At 50.3% G+C, this 14,765-nt stretch carries 15 protein-coding genes and 1 pseudogene; 4 read left to right on the top strand and 12 right to left on the bottom strand.

All coding sequences use genetic code 11. The features are described 5' to 3' along the window. Positions 1 to 92 precede the first annotated feature (92 nt). The 3 genes and pseudogenes from J3482_RS16000 to J3482_RS16010 form a co-directional block, all read right to left on the bottom strand. Positions 93 to 434: pseudogene (locus tag J3482_RS16000) on the bottom strand (LLM class flavin-dependent oxidoreductase); the annotation flags it as partial. A 63-nt stretch (positions 435 to 497) separates the two neighbouring features. Beyond that, the gene (locus J3482_RS16005; RefSeq protein ID WP_146824105.1) at positions 498 to 1,442 is read right to left on the bottom strand and encodes an ATP-grasp domain-containing protein; all 945 of its coding nucleotides are present in this window, start codon (positions 1,440 to 1,442) and stop codon (positions 498 to 500) included. A gap of 370 nt (positions 1,443 to 1,812) precedes the next feature. Then, positions 1,813 to 1,980: an aspartyl-phosphate phosphatase Spo0E family protein gene (locus J3482_RS16010; RefSeq protein WP_146824106.1), complete on the bottom strand. Its 168-nt coding sequence runs from the start codon at positions 1,978 to 1,980 to the stop codon at positions 1,813 to 1,815. Between the two features lie 157 nt (positions 1,981 to 2,137). Here J3482_RS16010 and J3482_RS16015 point away from each other — a divergent pair, with 157 nt between their 5' ends. The 4 genes from J3482_RS16015 to phoU all read left to right on the top strand — a co-directional run bounded on the left by J3482_RS16015 (position 2,138) and on the right by phoU (position 4,821). Beyond that, positions 2,138 to 2,539 carry a cupredoxin domain-containing protein gene (locus tag J3482_RS16015; protein ID WP_188332326.1) on the top strand — a complete coding sequence of 134 codons (402 nt, stop codon included), beginning with the start codon at positions 2,138 to 2,140 and terminating at the stop codon, positions 2,537 to 2,539. Between the two features lie 2 nt (positions 2,540 to 2,541). Next, positions 2,542 to 3,090 (top strand): GNAT family N-acetyltransferase, encoded by a 549-nt coding sequence (locus J3482_RS16020; RefSeq protein WP_223204236.1) that lies wholly within the window; start codon positions 2,542 to 2,544, stop codon positions 3,088 to 3,090. Positions 3,091 to 3,399: 309 nt separating this feature from the next. Next, on the top strand, positions 3,400 to 4,140 hold the full coding sequence (gene pstB / locus J3482_RS16025) for a phosphate ABC transporter ATP-binding protein PstB (protein WP_146824132.1): 741 nt from the start codon (positions 3,400 to 3,402) through the stop codon (positions 4,138 to 4,140). A 24-nt stretch (positions 4,141 to 4,164) separates the two neighbouring features. Next, positions 4,165 to 4,821 carry a phosphate signaling complex protein PhoU gene (gene phoU / locus J3482_RS16030; protein WP_146824108.1) on the top strand — a complete coding sequence of 219 codons (657 nt, stop codon included), beginning with the start codon at positions 4,165 to 4,167 and terminating at the stop codon, positions 4,819 to 4,821. A gap of 403 nt (positions 4,822 to 5,224) precedes the next feature. Here the strand turns inward: phoU and J3482_RS16035 are convergent, their stop codons facing one another. The 9 genes from J3482_RS16035 to J3482_RS16075 form a co-directional block, all read right to left on the bottom strand. Then, the gene (locus tag J3482_RS16035) at positions 5,225 to 6,070 is read right to left on the bottom strand and encodes a C40 family peptidase (protein WP_146824109.1); all 846 of its coding nucleotides are present in this window, start codon (positions 6,068 to 6,070) and stop codon (positions 5,225 to 5,227) included. 300 nt (positions 6,071 to 6,370) lie between these two features. Then, positions 6,371 to 7,459 carry an MGDG synthase family glycosyltransferase gene (locus tag J3482_RS16040; protein WP_206922711.1) on the bottom strand — a complete coding sequence of 363 codons (1,089 nt, stop codon included), beginning with the start codon at positions 7,457 to 7,459 and terminating at the stop codon, positions 6,371 to 6,373. After that, positions 7,456 to 8,094, bottom strand: a complete 639-nt coding sequence (locus J3482_RS16045) for a YkoP family protein (RefSeq protein WP_188332327.1) — start codon at positions 8,092 to 8,094, stop codon at positions 7,456 to 7,458. Before J3482_RS16045 ends, J3482_RS16040 begins: the two co-directional genes overlap by 4 nt. Further along, positions 8,094 to 8,804 carry a polysaccharide deacetylase family protein gene (locus J3482_RS16050; RefSeq protein ID WP_146824111.1) on the bottom strand — a complete coding sequence of 237 codons (711 nt, stop codon included), beginning with the start codon at positions 8,802 to 8,804 and terminating at the stop codon, positions 8,094 to 8,096. Before J3482_RS16050 ends, J3482_RS16045 begins: the two co-directional genes overlap by 1 nt. 43 nt (positions 8,805 to 8,847) lie before the next feature. After that, a complete protein-coding gene (locus J3482_RS16055; protein WP_146824112.1) occupies positions 8,848 to 10,014 on the bottom strand; it encodes an MGDG synthase family glycosyltransferase in 1,167 nt (388 codons plus the stop codon). 175 nt (positions 10,015 to 10,189) lie between these two features. Then, the gene (gene pstA, locus J3482_RS16060) at positions 10,190 to 11,050 is read right to left on the bottom strand and encodes a phosphate ABC transporter permease PstA (RefSeq protein ID WP_146824113.1); all 861 of its coding nucleotides are present in this window, start codon (positions 11,048 to 11,050) and stop codon (positions 10,190 to 10,192) included. Then, positions 11,047 to 12,057, bottom strand: a complete 1,011-nt coding sequence (gene pstC / locus J3482_RS16065; RefSeq protein ID WP_146824114.1) for a phosphate ABC transporter permease subunit PstC — start codon at positions 12,055 to 12,057, stop codon at positions 11,047 to 11,049. The genes pstA and pstC overlap by 4 nt, the downstream gene beginning before the upstream one ends. Positions 12,058 to 12,095: 38 nt before the next feature. Next, positions 12,096 to 13,241, bottom strand: coding sequence for a phosphate ABC transporter substrate-binding protein PstS (pstS, locus tag J3482_RS16070; RefSeq protein ID WP_146824115.1), 1,146 nt, complete (start codon positions 13,239 to 13,241; stop codon positions 12,096 to 12,098). A gap of 213 nt (positions 13,242 to 13,454) precedes the next feature. Further along, positions 13,455 to 14,702 (bottom strand): cation:proton antiporter, encoded by a 1,248-nt coding sequence (locus tag J3482_RS16075; RefSeq protein ID WP_146824116.1) that lies wholly within the window; start codon positions 14,700 to 14,702, stop codon positions 13,455 to 13,457. Between the last annotated feature and the right edge of the window lie 63 nt (positions 14,703 to 14,765).

Raw genomic sequence — 14,765 nt, forward strand, 5'->3', positions numbered from 1 at the left:
TTTTCGCCTGTTCCGCTCAAAATCCATACACTTTATTTCGACAATTGGCACGCGAAATCCTTGCTACGATTAGGTTTATGGTTCATTCAGCAGACCCTATTTAAAGTAAATCGTCCACCGCTAATCTGATCTAAATTGGCAACCATTTTCGCCGTCACAGCCGGATTGTGAAACCCCGGCCGAACCGCTGTCATAATTTCGAGTCGTTCAGTCACAGAGGCCAGCGCGGCAGCTGTCGTCCAAGCTTCTAGAGTATCCGCGTGCATCCCTTTCATATCGTTTAAATATAGCTCTGCGATAAGCGTGGTATCATAGCCTAGTGCCTCTGCTTGAATGGCGACTTGTTTGACATAATCAAATGATACAGGCATCTGTTCATTTTCCACATTTCTCAACCATCCCCCAAACACAGGCAGCCAAAACCCATATCTCATCCTCAAAGGCTCCTCTCAAATCCACTCGGGCACGTATGGTCTGACATCGACTGACCACACAAGTCACACGCGCGCAGAAACGACCAACTGCGCTTGTAAAAATTGCGCTAATTTCTGCATACCAAAGACACCAGCGGCCGCCTCAGCATCGGCGTTATAGTTGGTATTGGTATTAATGTCATACGTATAAACCGTGCCTTGAGAATCTCGAATAAATTCAATGCCGGCCACCTGAATTTCATTGACGCGTAAAAATCGCTCATACTTATCGATTATTTCGTCCGAAAATCCGTCAATGATTTGGAACTTCGGCTTCGTATCTACTTGTTCCCCCACCGGGCAAAACAAGTCACCAATTTGGCACGCATCGGCCGGACACAATTCGAACCCGCCGCTCGTGTCCACGCGCACGGCGTACAAAAATTGTCCTCCGACGAATTCACACCGGGTGATATCGGACTCAGGGGATTGAATATACTGCTGAACCAACGTAATCCCATCCACCGGCTCCTCAAACTCCGCTCCGTTTACATAAGCGGTTAGTGCCGATATATCGTGAAACAATTGAACACCAAGTCCTTTTCCCGCCCGATTGTGTTTCGTAATAAACGACTGTCCCGCAAACTGGCGAGCCGCGTCGAGAATATGCTCCTTCCCAACAGCAACCACTGTCCTAGGTGTTTGTATTCCCGCAGATTGCAGTGCAAGATATTGGGCCGCCTTACTTACTTCAAGTTGAAGAGCGCAACGCCCATTGATGACAGTTCGCCCGTGGCTTTCCAACCACAATAAGACCGCACTTGTATACTCCGGAGCATAACGATGATCTCGCGTATGTGACGACGCGCTCATCCGACTATAAAATACGCCCTCCGGTGGCGTGCTATCGAGATGGAAATGACCATCCGGTACGTACCACTCTTCAAAAGGAACACCGAGTTCCTCTAAACGCTTTGTCAAATGAACTGTCCATTCAGGATTTTCATGCAATACATAGATTTTCGACACGTCCTGATACCACCTTTCCCCGCACAATAGGGCTATTATATCAGAATTCACTGACGAAACGGGACACCGATACAGGGTGCAAAATGTCCCTCGAATGAAAGGAGGTCACCAACTCATGTGAGTAAACTCAAATCCTGTCAAAAGTCCACTACATCGACACAAATTCGTCACATTAGAAGCGCTTACAGCTGTCCCGCCCTTAGAAATCCTGAGATAAGCTGTTAAAGTAATCATTTCAAGTTCGCATCACAATAGAGCTACGCTGAATAAGCCGTGGCTCTATTGTCGTTATCAAGTGATTGTTCAAGCAAACGAGTCGACAGAAGACGAAAAAGCGACAGCTTTCTTACACAAGCGGATGGCAGGGGTATCAAGTCGTGTCACCTAGATGCCATTGCTCCATCTGTACGCGAAGAATCAAACGGTCCAACCGTTGGCTTACTCGAATGACTTCTGGGTGTGTAAAACTACCGCAAATTGTGACACACTCGACGAGTTGCTTGCGCAATGTCTCTATCGCCTCCTGAGCATGTAACACATTTCCCCCACCCCTCTCACCATCCTACGATTGATTATCTGTGCATTATATCAGAATTTTTTGTCGCAAACGATTGAACTGTGTAAAATCCTGTATCTTTTCGTGATTTTCCGGGAAACATATGCGCGGAAATCTCTGTTTGAATGGAGTGCGTAAGATGGTTAACGGATTGCCCCTAAAGCAAACGTTCGCATGCGTGGCGGCGCTTCTCACGGCAACGGTTGTCATGCCTTCGGTGCAAGCCAAAAACAATACACCGCACAATGAGGTGGTTAACGTCCTGATTACGGATCATGGATTTTCTCCAAACCGACTCGTCGAACCGCTTGATACACCACTTCACCTGCACATTCAAAATGTAGGTAAACAGCAGCATGAGTTTGCCATCCCGGAATACCGAATTTACACGCGGACACTTGGCCCCGGCGAAACCTCAGACGTCGAGTTTTCACCGTGGGAATCCGGTACTTTCACGATGTACAGCGACCCAATTGCAGACAGTCAACCAGAATTTACAGGGCAGTTCATTGTAAAGGATAAAATCAGCAAGGGGCGATAACTTTGGAACACGAACAAGAGTGGTATGAACGACTCGAAAATTACTTTCCCGATCACGAGTTAAAACACCCCGAGCAAATGAAGGAATTATTTCGCCAACACCCGGCCTACCGCTGTGAACAAACAGACGAGTACCTCATCATTTACGCGGACTTTGAGAACTTTATTTTCATTGACTACCTATTGGTGAACCCCAAAACGCGAGGGGGTGGTATTGGAACCCGCGTCATCGATTCGTTTAAGAGACGAGGCAAAACGCTCATCGCCGAAGTGGAGCCAGCAGACAAAGAGGACAGAGACACAGAAAAGCGAATACGCTTTTACCTCAAAAACGGATTCCATCGGGCACAGAACATCGCCTATACACGCGAGTCGGCAAACGGCAGCCCTTATTCCATGGACATTTACTACTGGAGTCCCTCGTCGACCTCAGAGCGCGAAATTCTTGAGCAAATGGAGGTAGTTTGCGAACAGATCCACAACTATCACGCACATCGCCATTATGGAAGACTACCAGCCGACCCAGACGAAGTTCTACAATGGAAAAAATAAAATATCCTAGTCATACACAAGGTCATAACATATCTAACACGTGCGTAAAAGGAGCATCGGGCGGGTGGATTTCCCGCTCGGCTTCCCCACCTGTCACAACTTGGTTATACCTTTCATAGATTTACTTTGCATCCGCGAGATCTCTTTACATAAACTTCACTTCAGCCACACATTTCTTTAACACCGGCAAGCTAATCTTATCTTCGGAATCGCGTCTCAATCAAAGCTTTACTAAGACATCGAAGCAATCTCTTAAAACAAGTGATCTTTTGTCAATCGTGATTGGAGTGACTGTCGGTGGGCAAATCCATGTCCGTGCAAAATTTACACGCCTGGTATGGGGCGCAACATACACTGAAAGATATCAACATCCACCTCGAGGAAAAGATGGCCACAGCCATCATTGGTCCATCGGGCTGCGGTAAGTCAACGTTCATTCGCTGCCTCAACCGCATGCATGAAACAGCTCCCTACGCAAAAGTCCAGGGACAAGTAAAACTAGCTGACCAAGATATTTATTCACTAGATCCGGTCGACGTACGACGTGTCGTGGGCATGGTATTTCAAAAGCCAAATCCATTCCCGACCATGTCGATTTTTGATAATGTCGCCGTCGGACTCCGCCTCGGCGGAATCAGACGTCAATCCGAACTCCGTGAGCGTGTGGAGCAAAGTTTACAAATGGCTGCGCTGTGGGACGAAGTAAAAGACCGTCTGAATAAACCTGCCACAGCACTGTCTGGCGGACAGCAACAGCGCCTTTGTATCGCGCGTGCACTCGCTGTTGAACCCGATGTTCTCCTGATGGATGAACCCGCGTCCGCACTGGATCCGATTTCGACCATGCGCGTCGAAGAACTTGTTCAACAATTGAAAAATGACTATACCGTTGTCATTGTCACACACAATATGCAACAAGCGGCGCGCATTGCGGACAAGACGGCGTTCTTCCTACAAGGTGAACTGATTGAATTCGGTGAGACGACGACGATTTTTACAAAACCTGTCGACAGCCGAACAGAGGACTACATCACTGGCCGCTTTGGCTAATACACGTGAACCGGAGGGACAAATATGCAACAACGTCAGTCATTTGATATTGCGCTGAAGGAACTCAAGCTGAAACTGCTTCGCATGGGCGGCGACATCCAAGACGCCATTCGAATCGCGGTCTCCGCACTGGAGAAATCGGATATCAGTTTAGCACAAGAGGTCGTTGAGAACGATATCGCCATCAACCGCCAAGATCACGAAGTTGAAGATTTGTGTATCCGCCTCATTGCGACGCAACAGCCTGTAGCGACTGACCTACGCAAAATTATCTCCGGGATGCGACTATCGATGGATCTCGAACGCATGGGCGACTTGGCCGTCGATATCGCAAAATCGACGATTCGGTTGAATGGGCAGCCTATCTCGCGAAGTCTTGACGACATTCGCGAGATGGCGCAAACTATCGACCAAATGATCTCAGAAGCACTCAACGCGTATGTCAACAACGACGTAGAGGCTGCGCGACATCTCGCATCTCTTGATGACGATGTAGATCACCGCTACAGAAAACTGGTAGAAGGTCTATTTGCACACAGCGCCAGCTCTCCTTCCGACACATCACAGGCGATGACCCTGGCATTTTGTGGGCGCTATTTAGAACGGATTGGAGATCACGCGACGAACATCGGTGAAAGCGTCATTTATATTATCTCCGGCGAACGCTCCGATTTGAATTGACGTGTTTTGAAGAATCATTCGACACAATGTGTCACAACTCGTGTTAAATCGGAAATACTGTGACATAAGCTTCACAAATTTTTGCAAAACAATGGATTGAAGTTCACATCTTGGTGATACACTGTTATAGAGACCAATTTGTGAAAAGGGCGTGACGCACGTTGAATTCGACCAAACCGAATGACCCAATACACACGTTGCATCGAGTGATTCGATTTGCGGAACGCATGGCTGTTGCCTTGTCTGTAATGTTAGTGGTGGGTACCGTCAGTTATTTATCCATTAATGCTTGGGTATAACAGCCGTTTACGGTATAAATTCTAAAACCAAATGCGCTCCTAAAACAGAAAACCCGCTTCCACGTCGGAAGCGGGTTTTCTGTCTCATTTTCATTTGAACAAAATTATGGTCGACGAGCGCCAACATAATGGGAAGCCCAGTAGCTGCTCGTCATATCATCGACTTCAACTTTTTTGCTGGCTGCATTAATAAATTGGCCATTTCCCTCATATATACCATCATGAGAAGCGCCACTTCCGTTCGTATCAAAAAAGACGATGTCCCCAGGTTCTAAGTCAGACTTATCGACACTGGTCCCGACGCCATATTGACTATAGCTGGTTCTTGGAAGCAGTGTTCCATAATGCGCATACACGTATTGTACGAATCCTGAGCAATCAAAACCGCTACTCGGTGATGTGCCACCCCAAGCATACGGGACACCTTCAAACTGCTCAGCGTACTGTGCTACCTCGTAGCCGAGTGTACTGGATAAGCCTGCTATCGGGGAACTACCGCGGCTGGCAAGCGTCTGTGAGCCGCCCTTAATGGTAAGCTTTTGACCGACATGGAGAATACTGCTGGACGTCAGATGATTCCACGCCTCGAGGGAAGAAAGCGGCACGCCATACTTTTGACTAATGTCCCAGAGCGTATCGCCCGATTTCACGGTGTACGTCGAAGATGAACTCGACGAACTTTTCACATCTGAGACCGTTTTGGCGGCAACCTGACTGGATGAGGTCGACGAAGACGACTCAACTGTGAGTTTTTGACCAGGATAAATCGTGTCTGACTTTAATCCATTCAATGACTTGAGGTTTGAAACGGTGGTGTGATACTTCGATGCAATGGACGAAAGACAATCTCCACTGTGAACGGTGTACGTCACCGTTCCGGCATACACGGTAGAGAGGCATAAGCCCATTACAGCTGTTGACGACAAACCCATCAGCAGTTTAAAACGCACAGAAGCTAGCCCCATTTCCGTCCTTGTTCGGGTGACCCAACATTTCATACTTTTTAAACGACTAGTCGCACAATATTGTGAATGAATCGATACTTTCAAAGATTTTATGTATGTATTGGGTGTGCAGACTATGTCGAAACAGCGGTCCCCTGCCTCTAGCGCATAGAGAGTGGACTATATTTTGATGCGCTATTGAGATTATAAACTGAAAATCATGTCGATATCAATCATAAAATGATAGAACATGCAGATTGATGGAGGGTTCGAAAAAACACCGTTTAGAAGTCTAGCATTTCTGCCTCACCGCTTCGCTTGCCACATTTGAACAATGGCCGATGCCACCCGAAGGGCCGCATCTGGATGTGCGTTGACAATCGCCGCCTTCGCCATTTCCGCTAAAGACGCCCCGCGGTATTGCGCTAAAACCGTCTGAAATGCTCGCCTTGTATAAGCCACGCGCCCTGCTCCGAGTTCGGATACTACCTGTGCATTGTGCTGCTCTTGCCCCGGCTGCGGCTTGAAAAACAGCATAGGCTTGCCCGACGCCAGACATTCAGAAATCGAAACACCTCCGGCCTTGGCCACCACAAACGCAGCGCGTTGGACATAAGAGGCGACGTCATCCGTAAACGGAATCGCTATAAGCCGCGCTTCCGAGAGCCTTTGTGACCACGCTTCGATTCGCTTTCGCATGGCCTCGTTGCGCCCGCACAACACCGCAACCTGGTTATCTGGAAATGCTTCTAACAACGACCTTACAACAAACCACAAATCCGGAAACACCCCCCGTCCCCCGGCGGAAATCACAATCATCCCATGTGGCACGGCGGAGTCCACGCGGCAAGCGCTAAATGGGGCGCGAATAGGAATACCCGTAACGACCATCTGGTCACGCCCCGACAAGAACGGTTTCGCTTTTGCAACCATCTGGTCTACAGGCAATAAATAGAGATCGACATTCGCGTGAAACCAGCGACTATGGAGCGCATAGTCCGTCAGTACCGTCACAAGAAGTGGTGGCTTCGAAAGATCTCGTGGATATTTGGCCAAGGCGTGATCAGGAAACAATTGCACGACGACATCAGGTTGATGCGCCCGTAGCTTTGCCCATGTGGCGCGGCGTGAAAACGCGGCTAGCAATCGCCACAGTAGGTGTTTCGGGGATAACGTACGCGTCCAATTGTAACTCCACCCGTACACAAAAGGCGCGTGCGCGGTCAGCGTTTCATAGAGCCACTCATTAAACGCTGCAACGAACCGATTCGTCTGTCGGAAGGGATCTACGACAGAAACCTGCGCACCATAAACCTCGACGAGGACATCTTCGATGGCGCGCGCCACCTGCCGATGTCCGTCGCCAAACGAACCATATAACAATAAAACTTTCATGCTCTACCCGTAGGCGACACAGACGTAGCAGCCGTCAAGTTTTCGCGGGTGTCTCGCGTTTCCTGCAGTGCGCTGTTCGTGCCATAGCGAGCCACGATACTCGCCTTCGATGCGACGACCAATCGCGGTTCTAGCAACTCGCTATGCGTGCGAAAAATGTCTTCGGCGTGCGGGTTGAGCATCCGCAAGACGTTCTTCAAATGCCATTTCGTCAACCGCGTCATCAAACTATGCGCATTGAGCGGCAACGTTTGAAAACCAAAATGGTCAATCCCACGGTGAATGAACGTGATACCGTACAGCGCTTTGGCGTCCTGATATTTTTCTGCTTGCAACGCTCGCGCAAGCGCCGGAAGAGACCTGCGTGCCTGACGAATCAAAACCACCATCGCACGCACGACATTTTCGTCTTCGCGCAACGCCCGTTCCACCAGTTGGTTGTTCATATGAATTTCAATCACTGGATCAAACCGCTTCACCGACACCCCATCGACAGCAAATGGCCGCCCAGTGTACTTGCGCTTTGTTATGTAAAATAAATGCTCTGCGCCCGGTTCGATGTCCTCCAGACGAAACATCCTGTGGAACATCGCTTCCCACACGTCAAAGACTCTACGGACCACACGCCTTGGCATCATGATTCCCCCAAACAATCACAAATTCTTACGAAGCGCAGCCCTCGCGACCTGACGGCTTCCGAAATCGCAGGAATCGCTCGAATGACGTTCTCGGGAGCCCCTGTTTCAGCACCAAACGTATGGTCGCTGTCGTGGAGTACGATGATGCTCTGATTCTCCAGTTTTCCAACAATCCTGCGGACCAATTCTTCAGGCTCGGTGTTTCGCCAATCGCCGACCATCACATTCCACGTACACAAACGCATTCCGGATCGACGAACAAAAAACAGAGATGCGAGATTTGCAGCCCCCCAAGTCGGACGATACACATGGGGGGTCACGCAAAACGACGCCTGTAACGCTCGTGCAGCACCGACACATTGCATACGTGCAGCGAACGGATGTAGCAATGGTACGAACCAATGGCGGCTACCGTGAACCTGTACATCGTGCCCCTCTTTCAACATCCGTTCAACGATTTCCCGATACTGCTGTGCGCGCTCGCTTAACACAAAGAATGTCGCCTTGATATCCTGAGCTTTGAGCTCATCGAGTAAGCGCGGCGTGTACGTCGGATTCGGTCCATCGTCGAACGTCAACGAAACCGTATCTGGAAGCCCTGTGGTTTGCATCGAATGCTTGCAAACCCGCGTCCAAAAAGTCGGCCAAGCAGAATAAATAATCCACAAAATCAGGACAATAAAAATTACCAATAACCACCAGACCAAACGTACGCCCCCTCATCATCCAGACTGGGTTTGAAAACCCGCTCTAAGTCATTAGTAACTCAGGCGGGTAGGCCTGAAGGGGTGTTGCAACAATTCCATCTGCAAGATGAAGCAACCTATCCGCAATGTGATCTGCTGCACCCAGCACAGGCACTTGATGGGCCGCACGTCGCATCTCTTCGAGAATGGCAGGTTCCTGTGTCACTCGGTCGAGAAACGCCTGTGCCTCCTCCGCATGCTGAGCTCGCACAGCCACGCCTGCCCGAACAGCAAAATCAGCATTGATTTCTTCCTGCCCCGGAATCGGTTTGAACAATACCATAGGTATGCCAATCGCCATCGACTCGGTCAGCGTCAATCCCCCAGGTTTTGTCACGATGACATCTGCCGCAGCCATCAACCGGTCGATCTCACTGGTAAAGCCGTACACCCGCACCCTATCGCTCTGTAATTGCGCGAAGCGACGCTCCAGACGACGGTTTTGACCACAGACAATAAGGTACTGTAATTCCGATTTTTGAATGAACGTCTCCCACTCGGGCGCATCGCCCAACACGCCGCTACCGCCCCCCATGAGCAGAACAATCGGAACAGACGGTGACAACCCAAGTTGTAAAATCAGCTCTGTCCGATGGCTGCGCAAAAAATTGACTGCCTCGGCACTGAACTTCCTGCGTAGCGGAATCCCGAACACATCAATTTTTTGCGGCTGCACCCCATAATGCTCCAAATCCCGACGCACTTCGTCGGTCGCCACAAAATAGTGGTCAGAATACTCATGGTACCACTGACGATGCGCCGTGTAATCCGTCACGATAGACACGTTCGGAACGCGAACCGTACCGTGCCTGCGCAACTCCCCGACGACCCCCATGGGCGTAGGGAACGTGCTGGCAATAATATCTGGTGCGAATAAGTCAATATAATCCTGTATGCGCGTTATCCCAATGTGGTTCACATATCGCTGCAACGGGGAATCCGGCTCAAGCCTCGACATCGACTTATAAAACAATCCGTACAACCCGGGCGCCTTCTGCACGCCTTGTATCAGGCTGAACTTAGCGAATGAACGCAAGGCTGGGTTTAACAAGCTCACATAATCCACAACCTCGGCGGACGCGCCTCTGTCCTTGAGGGCCTCCTGCACTGCGTACGCCGCTTGATTGTGGCCAGCGCCAAATGACGCCGTTAAGAGCAAAACGCGGTGCAATCGTCTCATCCCCTTGGCAACATTCCACATAACGTATTGTAAACTCCCGAGTGGAACTGGACAACTTGAATGTGCTACGTTTCGACAACAACCCCTATGGCGCAAAGAAGCGGAGAAGAATTCGTCTTCTCCGCTTATCCTATTCAGTTGCATGTCCATATAGCCATGGGATTGATTAGTGATCACGTCGACCATAACCTGAAGTCTTCCAAACCAGGGCGCGAACACCTAATTGAATCAGCAAAATAATCACCAACAACACGAAGGCGGCGGCATACGCAAGGTTGCGCGCATCTTGATACGGTTGATCTAAGTAGCTCCACACCACATACGTTAGATATGGCACCTGATCATGGGTCAGATGTAGCGATGGATAATTTGTACTCCATCCCGCCGTGTACAACAGCGGTGCGGTCTCGCCGAGCCCGATAGCGATAGCCAACAAAATGCCCGTGGCGATGCCACCTGCGGCAGGCCGCCAGATAGCGCGGCTGATGGCCTGAAATCGCGTCATGCCGAGCGCCCAAGCAGCCTCTCGCTGCGCGTGTGGTACCTGACGCAAACTGGTTTCCGTGGTGCGCAAAATATACGGCAGCATCATAATCGTCAAGGCAATTCCGCCGGCGAGCGCCGAAAACCCCCAATGCCAGTGCAACACCATCAAAAGATAGCCAAAATAGCCGATGACAATAGAGGGAACGCCTGACAACACCTCCGCTAAAAACCGCACAATACCCGCCGTCCGACTTCCAGCAAATTCAGAGGTGAAGACACCGCCGAGGATGCCAAGTGGTGCCGCAAACACAATTGCAATAATCACCAATTCAAAGGTACCAAGAATCGCATTGGACAAGCCACCCGCCGTTCCGTGCGTCGGCTGCACTAGCATCGACCAGTGAAACGCGCGAACCCCATGCCAAACCACAGATACAATCAGGTCAAAAAGTGCAAAGATCACCAGCGCACTGGCTAACCAAGCAAATCCCCAACCAATAAACCCACTGACTTTTCTTCGCCTGCGACGCGCTGTAATCATCCATTTGCACCTGCCTTCACTGAACGACGACGCGTTGTGCGATTGACGAGAAACCGAGCCAGCAAGTTGGTAAACAGCGTAATGACGAGCAAGACCAACGCCATTTCAGACAGCGCATGAACCGCCATGCCTGTAGCGTCCGTCTGTGCACTGTCCAGTTGGTTGGCGATAAACGCCGCCATCGTCGAAATCGGGCTATAGATGTTGTGTGGCAGAATATTGATGGCGTTGCCACTGACCATCAACACCGCCATCGTCTCACCCATTGCCCGGCCCCAACCAAGCGCAATGGCACCAACCAATCCGTCTTTAATGAACGGTAAACAGATATAGCGAACGGTCTCCCACGTGGTCATCCCCAGGCCCAGGCCACCTTCGCGAGCCAAGAGGGGCACCTGACGAAACAAATCGCGCGCGGTGGCCGTAATAATCGGGACAATCATCATCGCTAGGACGATGCCGCTCGTGAGCAAGCCATAGCCACTGCCCGTAGATCCCCCCAAAAACGGAATAAAGCCAAACACGCTGCGCAGGAACGGACCAAACTGGTGACTCACCCAAGGCGCGAGAACCAAAATTCCCCAAAGACCTACGACTACACTTGGAATCCCTGCGAGAATTTCAACGAGAATACTGAGGACGAACCCGATGGGTCCGCGCACTCTGTAAGCGAGAATCATCGCTGTCAAAATCGACACTGGAATGGCAATAATCAGTGCCAGAACGGAACTTGCAACCGTTCCGACGATAAACACGAGCGCTCCATAAGACGCACCGGATGGTACACTCACACCATTTTTATGAATCATTGATCCATACAAGCTGCCCATATTCCATTGAATCGTACTAATAAAATGCCAGCCCATATAGTGGATGGTCGGTATCGATTGAACGATGACAATGATGCCAATGGCCAGCAAAAACAGCACCGGGCTACTGGCACAGATGCCAGTAGCCACTTTGAAAACTCGGTCTGCTGCTTTGGAGGCGCTAGAAACACGACGCATATATTGATGCCTCCATCGTCTACAAATTTATCGCGGAATTACTGTCCTGCTTTAATCGAATCAATTTGTGCTTGACTGAGTGGCTCGACGTTGCTTGGAAGCGGCAGGAAGTTCACTGGCGTCAAGTATTTCGAACTGTTGCCCTTGCTCGGGTCAATCGCCCAATTCAAGAAGTTCTTCAAAGCCGTCGCTTTGTCCGCACTCGGCTGTGTTTGTTTGACAATCAGGTACTCAAAGTTGATGATTGGATAAGAGTTTGCACCTGGTTCGTCAATCAGCGAAATGCGCTCGTCCTTCGGCACATTTTGTGAACCTTCGGTCGCGGCTGCCTTGATGTTGGCCGTCGTCGGAAGGACAAACTTGCCGTCCTTGTTTTCCAAGGATGCATAGCCCAAACCTTCCTGTGTCGCCTTGTCTAACCAGCTAATACCGACATAACCGATGCTATATTGATTTTTCGACAGTGCGTCGACGACGCCGTCGTTGCCTTTCGCGCCAATTTCATCAGAAACCGATGGCCATGAAACCGTTGTATTGTATCCGGGTCCGTTTTTCCAATCGCTATTCGTGTCCGTGAGGAACTGGGTGAACAGGAACGTATCACCAGAACTATCAGAACGCGTGACCGGAATAATTTCGTGATGAGGCAAGCTGACACCTGGGTTCAAAGCTGCAATCGCGCTGTCATCCCAATACTGAATCTTGCCTTCGTAAATCTTTGCGATGACGTCGCCACTGAGTTTCAGATGGTCCTTAATGCCCGGAAGATTATACATAATCTGTTGTGCGGATACGGCAACCGGGATATTGAGCATGCCCGGCGATTGTTGCATTTGAGCGTCCGCGAGATATGCATCAGAAGCGCCGATATCTACGGTACCTGCAATTGCCTGCGAGATACCCGTCCCACTCCCTGTGGAAGCGGCAGTCAATTGAACGTTGGAATCAACCGATTGATAAGCGCTAACCCATTGGTCGTTAAATAGTGGATAAAGGAGCGACGAACCCGACTCAGCCAATTTCACAGGGCCGGAAGTACTTGCGTTTCCCGAACCAGCGCTTGTGTTCGAAGCCGTGTTCATAGTATTGTTCGTGGATGAATTATCTGTGCCGCAACCGACAACAGCGACGATGGTAGCAAGTGCAGCGGCACCGGCGAAAATTTTGTTTGAGCGAAGAGACATTATTTGTTTCCTCCCTGACCCCGTTTTGGTCGTCGTAATATGTCCTAACAGGGCCAAGGATAACAAGGCAATGTGAAAATCAAATAGACAAGGTGTAAAGACTTTGTAAAGTTTCGATGTAAAACGACACGTTCTGTACCATCATGGGTAGACATCCAACACCGCTAGACAAGGTCAGCGGCGGATGAAGACCCTTCCGTTCAGAATGGTGTATTACAAATCCTCTTGTTCCTCTTGACGCGCTAATCCTAAACGCTTCGCAACCGCACCTGTACTTGTGGCCTGGATGAGAATGGTGCAGAGAATCGCCAAAAATGTCACCGCGAGAATCGTCTGCGCTTGCGGAATCCCCTTTGCCACAGCGGTGCCAGCCAGGGCGGCCGGTATCACGCCCGTTTCGCGCACCCAGGTCATAAATATCATCTCACGGCCGTTCCACTTCGCGACGCGATCAAACAAAACAGAGCCGAATACCGTCGCCGGACGCGCGACGAACATCAAAACGACGACAATCAGCAAGCCAACCCACAAATGCGCGTACACGACTTGAAAATTAACTTGCGTGCCGAGCATAACAAAAATCAGAATGCGCAGCATAAGCGTCAGCACGCCACCCGTATGTTCAATATGGCCTTCGGTCTCGCCCGCGAGCGGCCAACGCAGCGACCGACCGTTGCCAGTCATCACGCCCGCGGCAAACGCGGCCATAAAACCACTGGCATCCAACCGGCTGGCGACCACATAAGCACCGATGGCACATACGAACATGACGACAGACCCGAGTTCGTGCAAAATCCCCCACGCTTTTCGAGAGACGAGTAACATCGCCAACAGTCCGAACACCACACCCACTGCCAGCCCGATAAAGGCATCGTGAAAGAACTTGAGAACCGCAGGTCCAATCGACAATCCTCCACCCGTTTGTACCGCCGTCATCAACATGAGAACCAGCACCGATGCCGTCGCGTCATTAAACGCAGATTCAGTCTCCATCGTCTGCTGTAACCGCTCGACAATCGGCACACGGCGAAAGACGGGAATGAGTGTCGCAGGATCAGTGGATGCCATGATGGATGCCAACAACAGTGACCAAACCCAAGGGGTATGTAGGAAATAATGTACAGCCACACCAACAATCAACGCGCTGATGAGGACGCCCGTGGTAACCAACAGAGAAATGCTGACGTACACGCGCCGAAGCACGTCGAAGCGCACGGCGCGCCCACCATCAAATAAGATCAACGTCGCACCTAAATAAACGATGAACTGGTTGGCTTGCGACTGACTCGGCGCATCGACGATATGAAACACCGAAGGCCCTAGCACAATACCTAAAACCAAATATGCAGCGACATCGGGAATGCGCGGCTTTTCTGAGAGTTTACTCACAATTAACCCGAGGCCGAGGACGATAAAAATCATCATCAGCGCCTGCTCCCAGCCGCCCCCTAAATGTAACAACGATAGTCCTCCTCAAGGATTAGAATAAAACCATGAAAACTGGCACCTATCGACATCATCGAA

It is taken from the genome of Alicyclobacillus suci, from assembly GCF_017329615.1.
In the GTDB taxonomy this organism is placed as follows: Bacteria; Bacillota; Bacilli; order Alicyclobacillales; family Alicyclobacillaceae; genus Alicyclobacillus; species Alicyclobacillus suci.